The organism is Xenorhabdus ehlersii, from assembly GCF_003610465.1.
In the GTDB taxonomy this organism is placed as follows: Bacteria; Pseudomonadota; Gammaproteobacteria; order Enterobacterales; family Enterobacteriaceae; genus Xenorhabdus; species Xenorhabdus ehlersii.
The window spans coordinates 725,024-740,108 of record NZ_RAQI01000002.1 but is presented as its reverse complement, the minus strand read 5'-3'; the positions used below and the strand labels follow the sequence as shown (position 1 = coordinate 740,108).

Annotated in this window: 13 protein-coding genes and 1 pseudogene; 5 read left to right on the top strand and 9 right to left on the bottom strand. The window is 42.5% G+C overall.

The window, feature by feature from the left end; all coding sequences use genetic code 11:
- From ppx to purM, 5 genes are all read right to left on the bottom strand, one after another.
- A complete protein-coding gene (gene ppx / locus BDE27_RS09325) occupies positions 1-1,533 on the bottom strand; it encodes an exopolyphosphatase (RefSeq protein ID WP_099131364.1) in 1,533 nt (510 codons plus the stop codon).
- 3 nt (positions 1,534-1,536) lie between these two features.
- The gene (gene ppk1 / locus BDE27_RS09320) at positions 1,537-3,606 is read right to left on the bottom strand and encodes a polyphosphate kinase 1 (RefSeq protein WP_099131363.1); all 2,070 of its coding nucleotides are present in this window, start codon (positions 3,604-3,606) and stop codon (positions 1,537-1,539) included.
- A gap of 52 nt (positions 3,607-3,658) precedes the next feature.
- On the bottom strand, positions 3,659-4,222 hold the full coding sequence (gene speG, locus BDE27_RS09315; RefSeq protein WP_099131362.1) for a spermidine N1-acetyltransferase: 564 nt from the start codon (positions 4,220-4,222) through the stop codon (positions 3,659-3,661).
- A gap of 201 nt (positions 4,223-4,423) precedes the next feature.
- Positions 4,424-5,062, bottom strand: coding sequence for a phosphoribosylglycinamide formyltransferase (gene purN / locus BDE27_RS09310; RefSeq protein WP_099131361.1), 639 nt, complete (start codon positions 5,060-5,062; stop codon positions 4,424-4,426).
- 98 nt (positions 5,063-5,160) lie between these two features.
- Positions 5,161-6,204, bottom strand: coding sequence for a phosphoribosylformylglycinamidine cyclo-ligase (purM, locus tag BDE27_RS09305; protein WP_099131360.1), 1,044 nt, complete (start codon positions 6,202-6,204; stop codon positions 5,161-5,163).
- 224 nt (positions 6,205-6,428) lie between these two features.
- Between purM and upp the strand changes: the two genes are divergently transcribed.
- From upp to hda, 3 genes and pseudogenes are all read left to right on the top strand, one after another.
- Positions 6,429-7,055 carry a uracil phosphoribosyltransferase gene (upp, locus tag BDE27_RS09300; protein WP_099131359.1) on the top strand — a complete coding sequence of 209 codons (627 nt, stop codon included), beginning with the start codon at positions 6,429-6,431 and terminating at the stop codon, positions 7,053-7,055.
- 69 nt (positions 7,056-7,124) lie between these two features.
- Positions 7,125-8,436 (top strand): annotated as a pseudogene (gene uraA, locus BDE27_RS09295) (uracil permease).
- Positions 8,437-8,890: 454 nt separating this feature from the next.
- Positions 8,891-9,598, top strand: coding sequence for a DnaA inactivator Hda (gene hda / locus BDE27_RS09290; RefSeq protein ID WP_074019532.1), 708 nt, complete (start codon positions 8,891-8,893; stop codon positions 9,596-9,598).
- 97 nt (positions 9,599-9,695) lie between these two features.
- On the opposite strand, the gene arsC is transcribed toward hda, so the two are convergent.
- Together arsC and bepA are read right to left on the bottom strand one after the other, a co-directional pair.
- On the bottom strand, positions 9,696-10,067 hold the full coding sequence (gene arsC / locus BDE27_RS09285) for an arsenate reductase (glutaredoxin) (protein ID WP_099131356.1): 372 nt from the start codon (positions 10,065-10,067) through the stop codon (positions 9,696-9,698).
- 12 nt (positions 10,068-10,079) lie between these two features.
- Positions 10,080-11,543: a beta-barrel assembly-enhancing protease gene (bepA, locus tag BDE27_RS09280; protein ID WP_099131355.1), complete on the bottom strand. Its 1,464-nt coding sequence runs from the start codon at positions 11,541-11,543 to the stop codon at positions 10,080-10,082.
- Positions 11,544-11,688: 145 nt separating this feature from the next.
- Here bepA and BDE27_RS09275 point away from each other — a divergent pair, with 145 nt between their 5' ends.
- A complete protein-coding gene (locus tag BDE27_RS09275; protein WP_099131354.1) occupies positions 11,689-12,741 on the top strand; it encodes an AI-2E family transporter in 1,053 nt (350 codons plus the stop codon).
- Positions 12,742-12,889: 148 nt separating this feature from the next.
- Here BDE27_RS09275 and bcp read toward each other — a convergent pair whose 3' ends face one another.
- Both bcp and BDE27_RS09265 read right to left on the bottom strand, forming a co-directional pair.
- Positions 12,890-13,357, bottom strand: coding sequence for a thioredoxin-dependent thiol peroxidase (bcp, locus tag BDE27_RS09270; protein ID WP_099131353.1), 468 nt, complete (start codon positions 13,355-13,357; stop codon positions 12,890-12,892).
- Positions 13,358-13,371: 14 nt separating this feature from the next.
- Positions 13,372-13,929, bottom strand: a complete 558-nt coding sequence (locus tag BDE27_RS09265) for a glycine cleavage system transcriptional repressor (RefSeq protein WP_099131352.1) — start codon at positions 13,927-13,929, stop codon at positions 13,372-13,374.
- 244 nt (positions 13,930-14,173) lie between these two features.
- On the opposite strand from BDE27_RS09265, the gene dapA reads away from it, so the two are divergent.
- Entirely contained in the window at positions 14,174-15,073 is a 900-nt protein-coding gene (dapA, locus tag BDE27_RS09260; RefSeq protein ID WP_099131351.1) for a 4-hydroxy-tetrahydrodipicolinate synthase, read from the top strand.
- Positions 15,074-15,085: the final 12 nt, after the last annotated feature.

Genomic DNA, 15,085 nt, shown 5'->3' with positions numbered 1-15,085 from the left:
TTAAGTCGATTCCTCTTCAATGTGTAAGTGCCAGCCAGCCACATCATTCCAGTAGCTTTGCTCTTGCTCCAAATCGAGCAACACAAGCGCATTTTGTTTTAGATAGTTTTTAGGTAAGTAGAGCGTCCAATGACTATGATCAGTTTCTAGCTTTAGTGTATCCGGTGTCGTGGTAGCCTGGCGTTGGTTATTCAACAAGGTTGCCAATCGCAATATTTTAAGCATGGGAAGATACTGTTTTTTCTTAAACAGATAGAAGCGGGGATGTTCATGTACTTTAACCGCTTTGCGGTGGTAACGTACTAATGTTGCCAGCAACGATTGCTGCTCTTGGGTAAATCCTGGTAGATCGGTATTTTGCAGGATGTAAGCTGAATGCCGTTGCAATCCACTCAGATTGATGCTTAAACCGACTTCATGCAGCATGGCTGCCCACAGTAGAATGGATTCCAGTTGTGGATGTATTCGTTTGGGATTTTGCTCTGCCCATTGGTCATAAAGGTTTTTGGCGGTACTCCAGACGCGGGCTGCTTGTTCTCGATCGATATTATAGTGTTTGGCAAGGCTTTTGGCAGTTCGTTGGCGAATATCTTGATGGCGGAAACGATCTTCCATTTCATACAGTACACCTTCCCGCAATGCGCCATGAGACAAGCGGAGTTCTTGAATATGTAAGGCATCAAAAATACCGCACAAGATTGATAATCCAGGAACAAAAGTTTGTTTACGGTCATTAGATAATCCAGGCAATTCCAGCGCCTTGAAATTTTTGTATTTCAGGACACGTTTCACCAGCATGTTTAGGCGCTCTGGGGTGATCAGGCCATCTTTCTCACCCAATTCGACCAACAGTTCGTGTATTGCCTTGATCGTTCCCGACGCACCTAAAGCAAAATCCCAGCCTTTTGTCCGAAATTGCCAGACGAGATTTTCCAATTTTTGCGCCGCCTGGAGTCGTGCCTTGCGAAAATTAGGCTCATTAATGATACCGTCTGGAAAGAACTGGCGAGAAAAACTGACACACCCCATACGACGGCTTTCAATCAAGAGAGGTTCAAAGTCTTCACCAATGACCAATTCTGTCGAGCCGCCGCCAATATCAATCACCAATTTCCGGCCTTTTTCTGGCTGTGTATGCTCAACCCCCATGAAAATCAGGCGAGCTTCTTCATGACCAGAAATAATTTCAATGGGATAGGGGATAACTTCTTTTGCCTGTTGCAGAAATTGTTGTACGTTGGTCGCTTCACGTAAACTATGCGTTCCCACCAAACAGACATTACCTGCGGAAAAGCCTTGCAATCGCTCAGCAAACAGAGCGAGGCATTTCAGGCCGCGGTTTATGGCTTCTTCGCTTAACTCATTTTTATTGTTTAAACCATCAGCAAGATAAACCCGTTTCTTTAAACGCCCAATAACCTGTAATGCACCGTTTACGATACGGGCGATGACCATGTGAAAGCTATTGGAACCCAAATCAATAGTGGCAATTTCTTGCGGTTTGGGTATTGGGGTATCGTGTTTCAACGGCATAGATCAGGCTCTTGGTTCCGGTTGTTCAAGGTTTTTCAAATAATCATAAACAGCAAGCTGTGCGCGGATTTTACGCTTATTTCCTCGCGGAACATAGCGATTGCTCAATTCCTTATCGATATATCGTGCCTTGACGGTATCACTGAATTGTAGTTCAAGGATATCCATAACTTGTTGTTTTAGCCCGGGGTCGAGCAGACAAACTGCCACTTCAATGCGATAGTCAATGTTACGGGTCATCCAATCGGCTGAAGAAAGGAAAACTTTTTCATTGCCTTTGTTGATGAAAACATAAACGCGATCATGTTCCAGGAAACGATCCACAATACTGGTGACTTGAATGTTTTCACTAAAGCCAGGTTGATTGGGAATCAAAGAGCACATCCCTCGCACCAGAATGCGGATCTTGACGCCAGCTTCAGAGGCATCATACAGGCGATCCACCAACTCCTTATCTACCAGGTTATTGATTTTCAGAGTGATGCCTGCCAATTCACCGGCTTGTGCATTTTCGATTTCCTGAGTAATCAGTTGATTGAGCATAGCCCGCGAATTTTGGGGCGATACCATTAAATTATCAAATGTGACGGGCCGATAAGGGTTTTCAATAAAGTTAAACACTCGGCGAACTTCATTGGTGACTTCAGGTTTAGCGGTCAGCAGAGAATAATCGGTATAGAGCCGCGCCGTTTTTTCGTTGAAATTTCCTGTACCAATATGGGCATAACGGATAATTTCTTCCCCTTCCAGACGCGAAATGATGAATAGTTTTGCGTGAATTTTCAGGCCAGGAGCGGAGAAGATAACATGTACACCTGCTTCAGTGAGGCGTTTCGCCCAATGAATGTTAGCTGCTTCGTCAAAACGTGCCTGCAACTCCACCACGACAGTGACTTTCTTGCCGTTGTATGCGGCGTGGATCATGGAGTCAATAATGCGTGAGTCTTTTGCGACGCGGTAGATATTAATCTTAATCGAGAGCACACTGGGATCGAAAGAAGCCTGACGCAGCAATTCCAGCACATGTTCGAATGTGTGATAAGGATAATAAAGCAGAACATCTCTTTCACGGATAGCGTCGAATCCGTTGCGGAAATGGTCGAACCAAGTATGGCGCAGTCGCGGCATCGGTTTATTCTGGAGATTCCGATTTCCTTCATTGGGGAATTTGATGAAATCTTTAAAGTTATGATAACGGCCACCTGCAATCACCGAGTCATCATTGGATAGCCCCAGCTTGCTACGCAGTAGTTCCACCATTTCGTCAGACATATCACGCTGATAGACAAACCGTACAGGCTCTGCTGTCAGTCGCTGTTTCAGCGTGGAAGACATCAATTCCAGCAGGCTGGATTCCATCTCTGTTGCCAGATCATATTCGGAATCACGGGTCATTTTCATCGAATAGACGTTCAACGTGTCGTAATCGAAAAATCCTTTGAAAATTTCATCCAGCGTGTAACGCAGAATATTATCAAGTAATATCATTGACTTGCGTTTTTTTGGCATCTCTGGAGGCAGATTGACGAAACGCGGGACTTTATCTGATGGAATTTCTAACAAAGCATACTGCGTTTCTTGCCCATGAATAATTTCAACGGCCAAATAGGTGTAATCATCTTTGAGAAACTCAACTAAATTAGTTTCTGGGTTGATGACGATGGGTGTGATATGTGGTCGCAAATGCTGGCGAAAATATTGCCGCAGCCAGATTTGTTGATTCGGGGATATCTGCCGTTCATTGATCAAGAAAATCTGATTACGTGCCATTTCCAGCAGTAGATCGTTATAGAGGGCATCGAATTCTTGATCGATCTTGGCAACCTTAGTCTGAATCTTTTTCAATAATTGGCGGGCAGTAGTGGCTGAACCTTGTTCTTCACTGATAAGAATACGCCGCTTTACATCGGCAAAGCGCACTTTATAAAACTCATCTAAATTATTGGAGTAGATCCCTAAAAACCTCATTCTTTCAATCAGCGGGTTACTTTTGTCAGCCGCTTCCTGAAGTACACGTTCGTTGAAAGAGAGCCAACTGAGTTCTTTCTCGGTATAAAGACGATCGTGGGACATTACTACTCCTTACTACTCCACTGAGTTTTTCACTTAGTTTAAGGGTTGGCGTTTAACGAGTCGATGTGCTGGTTTGGGCTTCACGGGTTTTATTGGCGAAATAGTGGTGCTGGAAAGTACACATCCTGATAGCTGTATGATAAGAACCGTTTACAAAAAACTCATCGATTAATTCACCTTCAGTATAGAATCCCAATTTATTGTATATATGAATTGCTTTCGTATTCTCTTTATCAACAATCAGATACAACTTGTAAAGATTTAAGACAGCAAAAGCGTATTCCATTGCAAGTTTGACAGCTACCGCTGCGTAACCTTGTCCTTGATAAGCTGGGGCGATGATAATCTGGAATTCTGCGCGACGGTGGACATAATCAATCTCAACCAGTTCCACCAAACCGACTTTGGAATTCAGGCTTTCTATAATAAAACGGCGCTCACTTTGGTCATGAATATGCTTATCATAGAGGTCGCATAATTCAACAAAGGCTTCATAAGGCTCTTCAAACCAGTAGCGCATAACGCTGGCGTTATTATCGAGTTGATGAACAAAAGGAAGATCTTCTCGTTCAAGAGGACGTAAATTTACCGATGGATTTTCCGAACCACTGGACATTGGATACCTCAGTGTTTTGTGGTGAAATTTATAGGGTATAAGTGTATTTGATGTTGAATAATGTTCGAATAAATAATCATTGCCAGGTAAATCAATCCAAAATAGCAACTTACAGCAAAGTGTTACTGGAATATAGCACTTAAAAAATATTATAACAAAATCTGCTAACACAGAGCCGTAAGTTGAAGCCAGCGGGTTAAATTATTCTGATGCGTAACCTTGTGGCGGCAGAACCTTGCCATCCATAATTGCGTTATTGCTTTCCATCATCAAACGTTGATCTAAAAACCAGCTGATGACCAGAGGATAAATATGGTGTTCCTGGGTTTGTACACGCCCGATGACTTCTTCTTCTTTATCCCCCGCAAAAATCGGCACCTTAGCCTGTAAAATAATAGGGCCGCCATCTAATTCTTCAGTCACGAAATGGACGGAAGTGCCATGTTCTTTATCACCGTTCTCAATGGCTTTCCGATGGGTATGCAGACCGGGATATTTAGGCAAGAGAGAAGGGTGAATATTGAGCAGGTGTCCATAATAGTGCTGGACAAATTCGGGTGATAAGATCCTCATGTAACCTGCTAAGACCACTAAATCGGGTTCATATTGGTCAATGGCTTTGAGTAGGGCGATATCATAATTTGTACGATCCGCATAAGCTTTCGGGTTGATAAAGTAGGCAGGGATATCTGCTTGTTCAGCACGTTGCAAGCCATAGGCATCGGCATTATTACTGAAAACGGCAGCAATATATCCATTAATTCGGTTTTGTTGGCAGGCATCTATGATGGATTGAAGATTGCTGCCATTGCCGGAGACTAAAACGACAATTTTTTTCATAACGGGTTTTCACTGAAGAAATTCATTGATTAATAGGCTCTTCATTTTTCAAGCTACAGCTTTATTAGCTGTAACTTGAAATCAATCAGACAAAATATTTATTTTGTAATAACGACTGGTTGCTCATCGGCATTAAGTTCGACAATTGTACCGATTTGCCATGCATTTTCGCCTGATGTGGTTAAATACGAAATCGCCTGCTCTACCTGAGATTGAGGAAGTGCGATTATCATACCGACTCCGCAGTTAAATGTGCGGTACATTTCATGTTCGCTGACATTACCAGCTTGCTGTAACCAGGTAAAAATTGCCGGCCATTGCCAACTGTCAGCTTTGATTCTGGCTTGCATGTTTTCTGGCAGAACACGAGGAATATTTTCCCAGAAGCCGCCACCAGTCAGATGTGCAATCGCATGAACATCAACTTTTTCAATCAGTTCAAGAATGGATTTGACGTAAATTTGGGTTGGGGTAAGTAAGTGATCGGCGAGTGGTTTCCCTTCAAGCTCGGTAGTTTCTGGATCAACCTGACTTACCTCAAGGATTTTACGGATCAAAGAATAACCATTGGAATGCGGTCCACTGGATGCAAGTGCAATCAGGGCATCACCAGTCTGAACCTGACTGCCGTCAATAATTTCCGATTTTTCAACAACACCAACGCAAAAACCCGCGACATCATAATCTTCACCGTGATACATGCCGGGCATTTCTGCGGTTTCACCACCGACTAATGCACAGCCTGCTTGTTTGCAGCCTTCTGCTATTCCTGTGATGACACTGGCGGCTGTATCAACATCCAGTTTGCCAGTAGCATAGTAATCAAGGAAGAAAAGAGGCTCGGCGCCTTGCACAACCAGATCATTGACACACATGGCAACCAAATCAATTCCGATAGTGTCATGGCGCTTTAAGTCCATGGCCAGACGCAGCTTAGTACCAACGCCATCTGTACCGGAAACCAACACCGGTTCGCGATATTTCTGTGGTAAGGCACATAATGCACCGAAACCACCTAATCCTCCCATCACTTCGGGGCGACGGGTCTGTTTTACGACACCTTTGATACGATTGACTAAGGCATTACCGGCATCAATATCGACACCAGCATCTTTATAGCTAAGAGAGGTTTTGTTGGTCACTGCGTAGCTCCCAGGCGGTTGCATTTTTATGAATAAAACAGAACGGTGACAATTCTAACAGTCTAAGCAAACGTTTGCGATAGCTTTATATCGGTTTCCTGCTAGATCGGGATCGAAGAAAATAACTCTTTAGTAATAAAAATTAACAGATTGGTAGTGGTTTGATACGGAAAAGGAGTTATAATCCCGCGATTTTTTTATCTGCCGGCTATGAGGAGAAACCCATGAAGATCGTTGAGGTTAAACACCCGCTAGTTAAACATAAACTTGGCCTGATGCGAGATCATGATATAAGCACTAAACGCTTCCGTGAACTGGCTTCAGAGGTGGGGAGTCTTCTGACATATGAAGCAACTGCTGATTTGGAAGTCGAGAAAGTGACCATTGACGGATGGTGTGGTCCGGTAGAGATAGATCAGATTAAAGGGAAAAAGATTACGGTAGTACCTATTCTGCGTGCGGGCTTGGGCATGATGGATGGTGTACTGGAAAATATTCCTAGTGCACGAATCAGTGTTGTTGGTGTGTATCGTGATGAAGAAACACTTGAGCCAGTGCCTTATTTTCAGAAATTAGTCTCCGATATTAATGAACGCATGGCATTGGTTGTCGATCCAATGTTGGCAACCGGTGGCTCCATGATCGCTACCATTGATTTGTTGAAAAAAGCGGGATGTCCTGCCATTAAGGTATTGGTTTTGGTTGCTGCGCCGGAAGGGGTCGCTGCACTGGAGAAAGCTCACCCTGATGTTGAATTGTATACCGCGTCGATTGATAAATGTCTAAATGAGCATGGATACATCGTCCCTGGTTTAGGGGATGCAGGTGATAAAATATTTGGCACTAAATAACATTGATAGCCGGCTGGAAAGTCGGCTTTTTTTTGGTTTCTAGCAAGGTGATATAAGAGGATATCAATAATGACTCGTCGAACTATTGGAGTAGAAGAAAGACCTCCTTTGGCACAGACTATTCCTTTAAGTTTGCAACATCTATTTGCCATGTTTGGCGCAACCGTTTTGGTTCCCATTTTATTTAAAGTGAATCCGGCGACAATTTTGTTATTCAATGGCATTGGAACATTACTGTATTTGGTGATTTGTAAAGGAAGAATTCCGGCTTATTTAGGTTCCAGCTTTGCTTTTATTTCGCCTGTATTGTTGTTACTGCCTTTGGGATATGAATTGGCATTAGGTGGATTTATTGTCTGCGGTTTGTTGTTTTGTCTGGTTGCCCTGCTTGTAAAAGTTGCAGGAAGGGGATGGATTAATGTGATGTTTCCTCCGGCAGCGATGGGAGCGATTGTTGCGGTGATCGGCCTGGAGTTGGCTGGTGTTGCTGCTGATATGGCGGGGTTGCGTCCAGCGGTAGGTACTGAAATTAATATGACCAACCTGACCATATCTATGGTTACGCTGGGCGTGACTATCTTGGGATCAGTGATATTCCGTGGTTTTATGGCGATTATTCCGATTCTGATTGGTGTTTTGGTAGGGTATGTGCTGTCATTTTTTATGGGAGTTGTAGATTTAACGCCAGTACGTGAAGCGCCGTGGTTTGCATTGCCGACGTTCTATACACCGTGTTTTGAATGGTTTGCCATTATGACAATTTTACCTGCGGCGCTGGTGGTTATTGCAGAACACGTTGGGCACTTAGTGGTAACGGCAAATATTGTGCAGAAAGACTTATTGAAAAATCCAGGTTTGCACCGCTCAATGTTTGCCAATGGTTTTTTCAACGATGATTTCGGGTTTCTTTGGTTCAACACCTAACACGACTTATGGTGAAAATATTGGTGTTATGGCGCTTACCCGTGTATACAGCACATGGGTGATTGGTGGCGCTGCGGTGATGGCAATATTGCTTTCCTGCGTTGGTAAATTGGCGGCAGCGATCCAAATGATCCCAATCCCTGTGATGGGAGGTGTTTCCCTGTTACTGTATGGTGTGATTGGTGCATCAGGCATTCGAGTTCTGATTGATTCGAAAGTTGATTACAGTAAGGCACAGAACCTGATCCTGACCTCCATTATTTTGATTATTGGTGTTAGCGGAGCGAAAATTCAGATCGGTTCGGCAGAATTGAAGGGTATGGCGCTTGCAACTGTTGTGGGGATTGGTTTAAGCCTGTTTTTTAAACTGATAAGCTTCATCCGTCCAGAAGAGCCATATATTAACTCCTCTGTGGAATCAATCAGAAATGATAAGAAGAGCGAAGTGGTGGAATAAAAGACATTAATGAAATTTATTGGAAAGGGTTTTTTAAAAGCCCTTTCTGTTTTTAAAAATTATTTTCTCTATCATTTTACTTTGTCATTTATAACGATAAGTTTTTCCTTTACCAATAATATCTGCCGTCAATCGCTATTGAAAATAACTTAAGAGAGATAAGTTAAAATCTTCGGCAATACAATATATTTTTACTCTTGGTTTTTACTTTTTACTATTGTCAATATTGACTATTGATAGTATGAGATTATCAAATATAAGAATTTTTATTCTAGGGTGGGTTATTTCTAGCTTGCGCAAGAAATACGAGTGGTTTTGTTACTGGTCGTAATCTATCCATTTTATGGGGAAATATGCTTTGATGATAATCTCCTACTTTAAACAAAGCATTCGTTTCATTTATAGAGACTTTTTGTGGTAGACTTAGCGCTGTTCGTTATCCATTCTGTTTGAGGTGCTTCTGAATACACCGTCGCAGCTTTCACTACCATTATATTTGCCCGATGATGAAACTTTTGCCAGTTTCTTTGCAGGTGAGAATACTTCCTTATTAGCTGCAATAAAATTGGCTATAAGTCAGTCACACGGCAGTTATATCTATTTCTGGTCCCGCGATGGCGGGGGTAAGAGCCATTTGCTTCACGCAGCCTGTGCCGAATTATCCCAACAGGGAGAAGCTGTAGGGTATGTACCACTGGATAAGCGCGCCTATTTTGTCCCTGAAGTCCTTGATGGTATGGAACATTTATCATTAGTGTGCATCGATAATATTGAGTGTATTGCGGGTGATCAGGAATGGGAGATGGCTATTTTCAATCTTTACAACCGCATTGTAGAAATTGGCCGAACTTGTCTTTTAATCACAGGTGATCGTCCTCCACGGCAAATTAACCTGACGTTACCGGATTTGGCATCTCGTTTGGATTGGGGGCAAATTTACAAATTACAACCTCTGTCAGATGATGAGAAAATCCAGGCATTGCAACTACGGGCAAAATTACGGGGTTTCGAACTGCCTGAGGATGTGGGGCGTTTTGTGTTAAAGCGGCTCGATAGGGAAATGCAAACGTTGTTCAGGACCTTGGATGAGCTTGATCGGGCTTCCATTGTGGCACAACGCAAACTCACGATCCCATTTGTAAAGGATATCCTTGAGCTTTGAGTGAATAAAGCAGTAAGGAAATGAGATCAGAATAAAAAAGTGATAGAGAATATATTCCTGTCACTTTTTTATTGAAAACGTTCTTAGTGAAAAATAGTTACAGCAGAATTTCTTTAACCTGTTCAGGGGGACGTCCCAAACGAGCCTTATCACCGACAACAACAATCGGGCGCTCTATCAATTTGGGATTTTCAGCCATCGCCTGGAGCAATGCGTCTTGGGATAACGTGGTATCGTCCAGGTTTAATGCTTTGTAGAGCTCTTCTTTAGTACGCATTAATTGGCGGGCATCTTTGAAACCGAGCTGTTGTAACAGTACGGCAAGCTGTTCTGCTGTAGGTGGTGTATCAAGATAGTGAATGATTTCCGGTGTAATACCGAATTCTTCAATCAGCTTGAGGGTTTCACGGCTCTTTGAACAGCGAGGATTGTGGTAAAAAATCACTTTTCGTGTATCAAGATTTTGCATGTAAAAAATCCTTTATTTTTTATATTGGTCATAACTTTGTTGCAGTTGGCGCAATTGATCAATACGGGCATCATATCGCTCTTGTTCATAACTGCCTAATTTGGCCAACGCACTGGCTTTGCTAAGTTGTTCTATAGCGGAGCCAAAATTACCTTGCAATGCCATGATTTCCGCATAGGCGGCTAATTCATCATTGTGTTTTCCCTGTGCTCCGGCAGTTTTTCTTAACAGTATCCAGCCAGTAAGATCGTCAGGATGATTGAAAGTATAACGAAACAGAAGTTGTGATGCCTGAGAATACTTTTTATCCATAAGATAGGTATTTGCGAGGTTAATTTGCAATACCGGATTGTTTTTCAGTTTCTTGAGTGCATCCTGCAAGCGAATGATGGCGTTGGTATACTGTTTTTGCCCGATATCAATATCCGTCATGGTATCAATAAACCAAATATTATCCGGTTGTTTATCAAGCAATGGAGAGAGTATTGCCCTGGCCTCGGCATACTTTTTATCTTCAGAAAGCAAAATAGCCCGTCCATAGGCAGCAGCCAGCTGTTCTTTGGCGGTTCCCTGGCTGTATTTCTTTAGCCATTGATCAATGTAGGGACGTTGATCAGTTGAATACATGGTTAGAATACGGACACGGGCGAACAGAAAATCTTGGGATTCTGAAACGGCTTTAGTTGAATATTGATTGGCCCGATTACGGGCGTCAGCCAGACGGCTGGCAGGTAATGGGTGAGTATATAGCATTTCAGGTAGTTTGGAGCTATAGCGAGATTGATCTACCAGTACTTGCATAAAATCAGGCATACCGTGTGGATCAAATCCCGCTCGACTGAGCGTTTGTATTCCAATACGATCAGCTTCTTGCTCATTCGATTGGGTAAAACTGATCATGCCTTGTTGGACGCCCGCCAGTGTGCCACTGAGTGCAGCCATGCCGGCTTGTGGATTAGCTATCATAAGCAAAATAGCGCCCAATGTGCCGGTCCATGCCAGAGGGCTGGTACGTTTTTGTTCTTCTATCCATCGTGCTAAATGCCGCTGAGTAACATGGGAAATCTCATGCGCCATGACAGAGGCCAGTTCACTTTCATTGTTACTATAGCGAAATAAGCCCGAATGAAGAACAACATTACCACCAAAAAATGCGAGGGCATTAATATTAGGGTTATCTACCAGATAGAAATGGAAAGGTGTTTTGACTGAATCGGCGTGAGTGACTAATTTTTGGCCTAACTGATTAATATATTGAGTTAGCAGAGGATCATAAATCAGAGGAGCCTGGGCTCTTATCGAGCGTATATATAAATCACCCATAGCCATTTCCTGGTTGATGCTGAGGGTTGCTCCCGCTGTGGTGCCGATATCAGGTAGTGAATCTTCAGCCGGTGCGGAGAATACAGGAGGGTTCCCCAATAACAACAGGCTGATAAAAATAGTTATCAAAGATTTTCTGGGTGTTTTTCTCATAAAGCGATTCTCATAAAATAGTGTGCTCCGTTTTAGCTATCAATTTCATGAATACTTTTATGACAAAGAGTACCTTAAAACTATTAATCATAATAAATTTTAGTGAAAAATACTCATTAAGTATTGTCGAAAAGGAGTTGTATTTATGTTGGATATGATTATGCAATGGTATCGTCGCCGTTTCGCTGATCCACAAGTTGTTGCATTATCAGTTATTTTATTGGTTGGTTTTGGGATCATCTACTTTTTTAATGGAATTCTGGCACCTGTCCTTGCAGCTATTGTGTTGGCTTATTTGTTGGAGTGGCCTACGACACAATTAGGTAAGCTGGGATGTAGCCGTACACTCTCTGTTGCCGTTGTATTAACGGTATTTATGGGAATCAGTGCGTTGATAATCTTGATTGTAGCCCCAACCGTCTGGCAGCAAGGTTTAAATTTATTCTCCGATCTTCCCAATATGATTAATCGGTTTAATGAGTATGCGCTTACTTTTCCCTCCCGTTATCCTGCGCTGGTTGATGTTGGCATTATCGATATGGTTGCTGATAATCTGCGTAGCAAACTCTCTTTGGCGGGGGAGTCCGTTTTCAAATTTTCAGTTGCATCACTGATTGGATTATTGACTCTGGCGATTTATCTGATCCTTGTTCCCTTGATGGTGTTCTTTCTATTGAAAGACAAGGACCAAATAGGGGCGGCATTGCGGTGTGTATTGCCACGTAATCGTAGTTTGGCGGGGAAAGTGTGGCGTGAAATGAACCAACAGATTACCAATTATATCCGCGGTAAAGTGACCGAAATGGTTATACTGACTATCTGCACGTATGCTGTATTTGCCTTCTTTGGATTGCATTATTCGCTATTGCTTGCGGTTTTGGTCGGTTTGTCTGTGTTCGCTCCTTATATCGGCACCGTACTTGTTACCATTCCAGTTATTGTTGTGGCGCTGTTTCAATGGGGGATTGGGGCTGATTTCTGGGGGCTGTTTGTCGCATATCTGGTGGTACAGGGGTTAGATGGTAACCTGCTTGTGCCAATCTTATTTTCGGAAGCAGTCAATCTTCATCCGCTCGTTATCATCCTTTCTGTCATTATTTTTGGTGGATTATGGGGGTTCTGGGGTGTTTTCTTTGCTATTCCACTCGCTACATTAATCAAAGCAGTTATTCATGCCTGGCCGGAAGAAAAAGAATGATAACGGCCAATATTGTAAATGTTTGTAGTGAAGGATGTTTAGGTTCGCTTTGAATAACAATGCAATGGAATAAATACCAAGCGAGTAAACTAAGTTGCCGCTTTATTGATTAAGCGGCAACTCAAAACTTATTGTATCTATGCTGACATTAATGTTGGTTTAGGTAATCCAGCACAACTTGGTGATGATCGCTGGTTTTGAATTTATTAAAAACGTGTTCAATTTCACCTTGTGGATTAATTAAGAAACTGATGCGATGAATGCCATCATAGGTTTTCCCCATGAACTGCTTTTCTCCCCACACACCAAATTGTTCAGCAACTTGGTGGTCAATATCAGAAAGCAGTGTGAAATTCAGCATCTCTTTTTCTACAAAGCGGAATAACTTTTCTGGTGCATCTGTGCTAATACCCAGTACTTCAACATTGGCACTTTTCAGTTCATCTATCGAATCACGTAAGCCACACGCTTGAACTGTGCAGCCTGGTGTCATTGCTTTGGGATAAAAATAGACTAAGACACGTTGACCTTTGAAGTCAGATAAATTAATGGGCTCGCCATCTTGGTCAGGAAGGCTGAATTGAGGGGCCTTATCACCGGCTTTCAATGGACTCATCACTTATTCTCCGTTTAATCGTTTTGATTTAATTGATCTTGTACGATAATACTGCCTTGTGCATTTAATTCTGTACATAGATGATGAAAATTTTCTTTAAATATCGTGCCATTATCATCAACTGGGTTGTGACCAGTGATTTGGATTTGCAGACGAGCAGGGTGATTTCCTTCGGCTGGGTGAGTTTTTGATACCAGTTCCGCGATATTAAGATCTTGGGCTGTGAATAAACTGGTAAAACGTTCAACAATTCCCGGTGAATCAACTACGTCTACCTTAACGGTGATGGTAGAAGGAAATTTTTTCTGGACACCGCATCGGGTACGTTTCATCACTATGAGTAATTCAAGTTCTGCGCCCTTTTGTGGCAAAGTGGATTCGATCAAAGTAATGGCGTTCCAGCTACCAGATAGCAACATGATAAAAGTAAATTCTTCGCCAAACATAGCTAAACGGCTGTCTTCAATATTACAGCCACATGTGCTGACAAGGCGGGTAATGGTATTGACAATGCCGGGACGATCGGTACCTAGGGCAGTGATCACTAAAAAATGCGGTTCTGATGTTGGCAAAGCGATTTTCCTTTAATTTTAGTTGGTGTTTGCTGTGTATGTTGTGTTTTAACATAAGAAATGATCAGGAGAAGGTCAATCGCCTTTGTTAAGGAAGCAAAATTATAATTTATGTTTAATCGGCTACACTTGATATTAACAAAATTCATTGAAATCGCGTGGTTAAAGAGTTTTCTTCTGTATAGCAAGAAAGTACCATGAACCTCTCATTTGCAGTTTTAGGTTTAACTAAGGGGAAATGGCAATGGTAAGCACTCATTCTGGTTTTACAGGCAGTATAGTTGCATTGATAACTCCGATGGACTCAGCGGGTCAGATTGATAAGGCCAGTTTGAAAAAATTGGTTAATTATCATATCGCCAGTGGCACATCTGCGATTGTGTCTGTTGGAACAACAGGCGAGTGTGCAACACTTAACCATGACGAACACGTTGATGTTGTACTGACAACACTGGATATGGCTGATGGGCGTATTCCGGTGATTGCAGGAACAGGAGCAAACGCTACAGCAGAAGCCATCTCTCTGACCAACCGTTTCGAAAACACGGGGGTTTTGGGTTGCCTGTCAGTCACACCTTATTATAATAGACCATCACAGGAAGGTTTATATTTGCACTATAAGGCAATAGCTGAGAATACTGACTTACCACAAATTCTGTATAATGTGCCATCTCGTACCGGATGTGATTTATTGCCACCGACTGTCGCTCGTTTGGCGAAGCTGAAAAATATTGTTGCACTTAAGGAAGCGACAGGGAACTTAAGTCGTATTAGTCAGATCCAAGCATTGGTTAGTGATGAAGATTTCATTCTTCTAAGTGGTGATGATGCAAGTTTTGTCGATTTCATGCAGCTTGGTGGTAAAGGGGTTATTTCTGTCACTGCAAATATTGCGGCAGCGGAAATGGCACAGGTGTGTGAATTGGCTGAGCAAGGTGAATTTTTGCAAGCTCGTGAACTGAACCGCCGACTGATGGAATTGCATCATCAATTATTTGTTGAACCTAGCCCGACGCCAGTTAAGTGGGCTTGCCGTCAATTGGGATTGATTGCCGATGATACATTGCGTTTGCCAATGGTTCCGCTAACGCAGGAAGGGCAAATTCCAGTTGGTAGTGCCTTGAAAATAGCTGGATTACTGTAAAATTTTAGGGAA

Excerpts from the sequence above, each read along its gene's own strand:
- ppx (WP_099131364.1), bottom strand. The coding sequence starts at position 1,533 with ATGCCGTTGAAACACGATACCCCAATACCCAAACCGCAAGAAATTGCC.
- ppk1 (WP_099131363.1), bottom strand. The coding sequence starts at position 3,606 with ATGTCCCACGATCGTCTTTATACCGAGAAAGAACTCAGTTGGCTCTCT.
- speG (WP_099131362.1), bottom strand. The coding sequence starts at position 4,222 with ATGTCCAGTGGTTCGGAAAATCCATCGGTAAATTTACGTCCTCTTGAA.
- purN (WP_099131361.1), bottom strand. The coding sequence starts at position 5,062 with ATGAAAAAAATTGTCGTTTTAGTCTCCGGCAATGGCAGCAATCTTCAA.
- upp (WP_099131359.1), top strand. The coding sequence starts at position 6,429 with ATGAAGATCGTTGAGGTTAAACACCCGCTAGTTAAACATAAACTTGGC.
- arsC (WP_099131356.1), bottom strand. The coding sequence starts at position 10,067 with ATGCAAAATCTTGATACACGAAAAGTGATTTTTTACCACAATCCTCGC.
- bepA (WP_099131355.1), bottom strand. The coding sequence starts at position 11,543 with ATGAGAAAAACACCCAGAAAATCTTTGATAACTATTTTTATCAGCCTG.
- BDE27_RS09275 (WP_099131354.1), top strand. The coding sequence starts at position 11,689 with ATGTTGGATATGATTATGCAATGGTATCGTCGCCGTTTCGCTGATCCA.
- bcp (WP_099131353.1), bottom strand. The coding sequence starts at position 13,357 with ATGAGTCCATTGAAAGCCGGTGATAAGGCCCCTCAATTCAGCCTTCCT.
- dapA (WP_099131351.1), top strand. The coding sequence starts at position 14,174 with ATGGTAAGCACTCATTCTGGTTTTACAGGCAGTATAGTTGCATTGATA.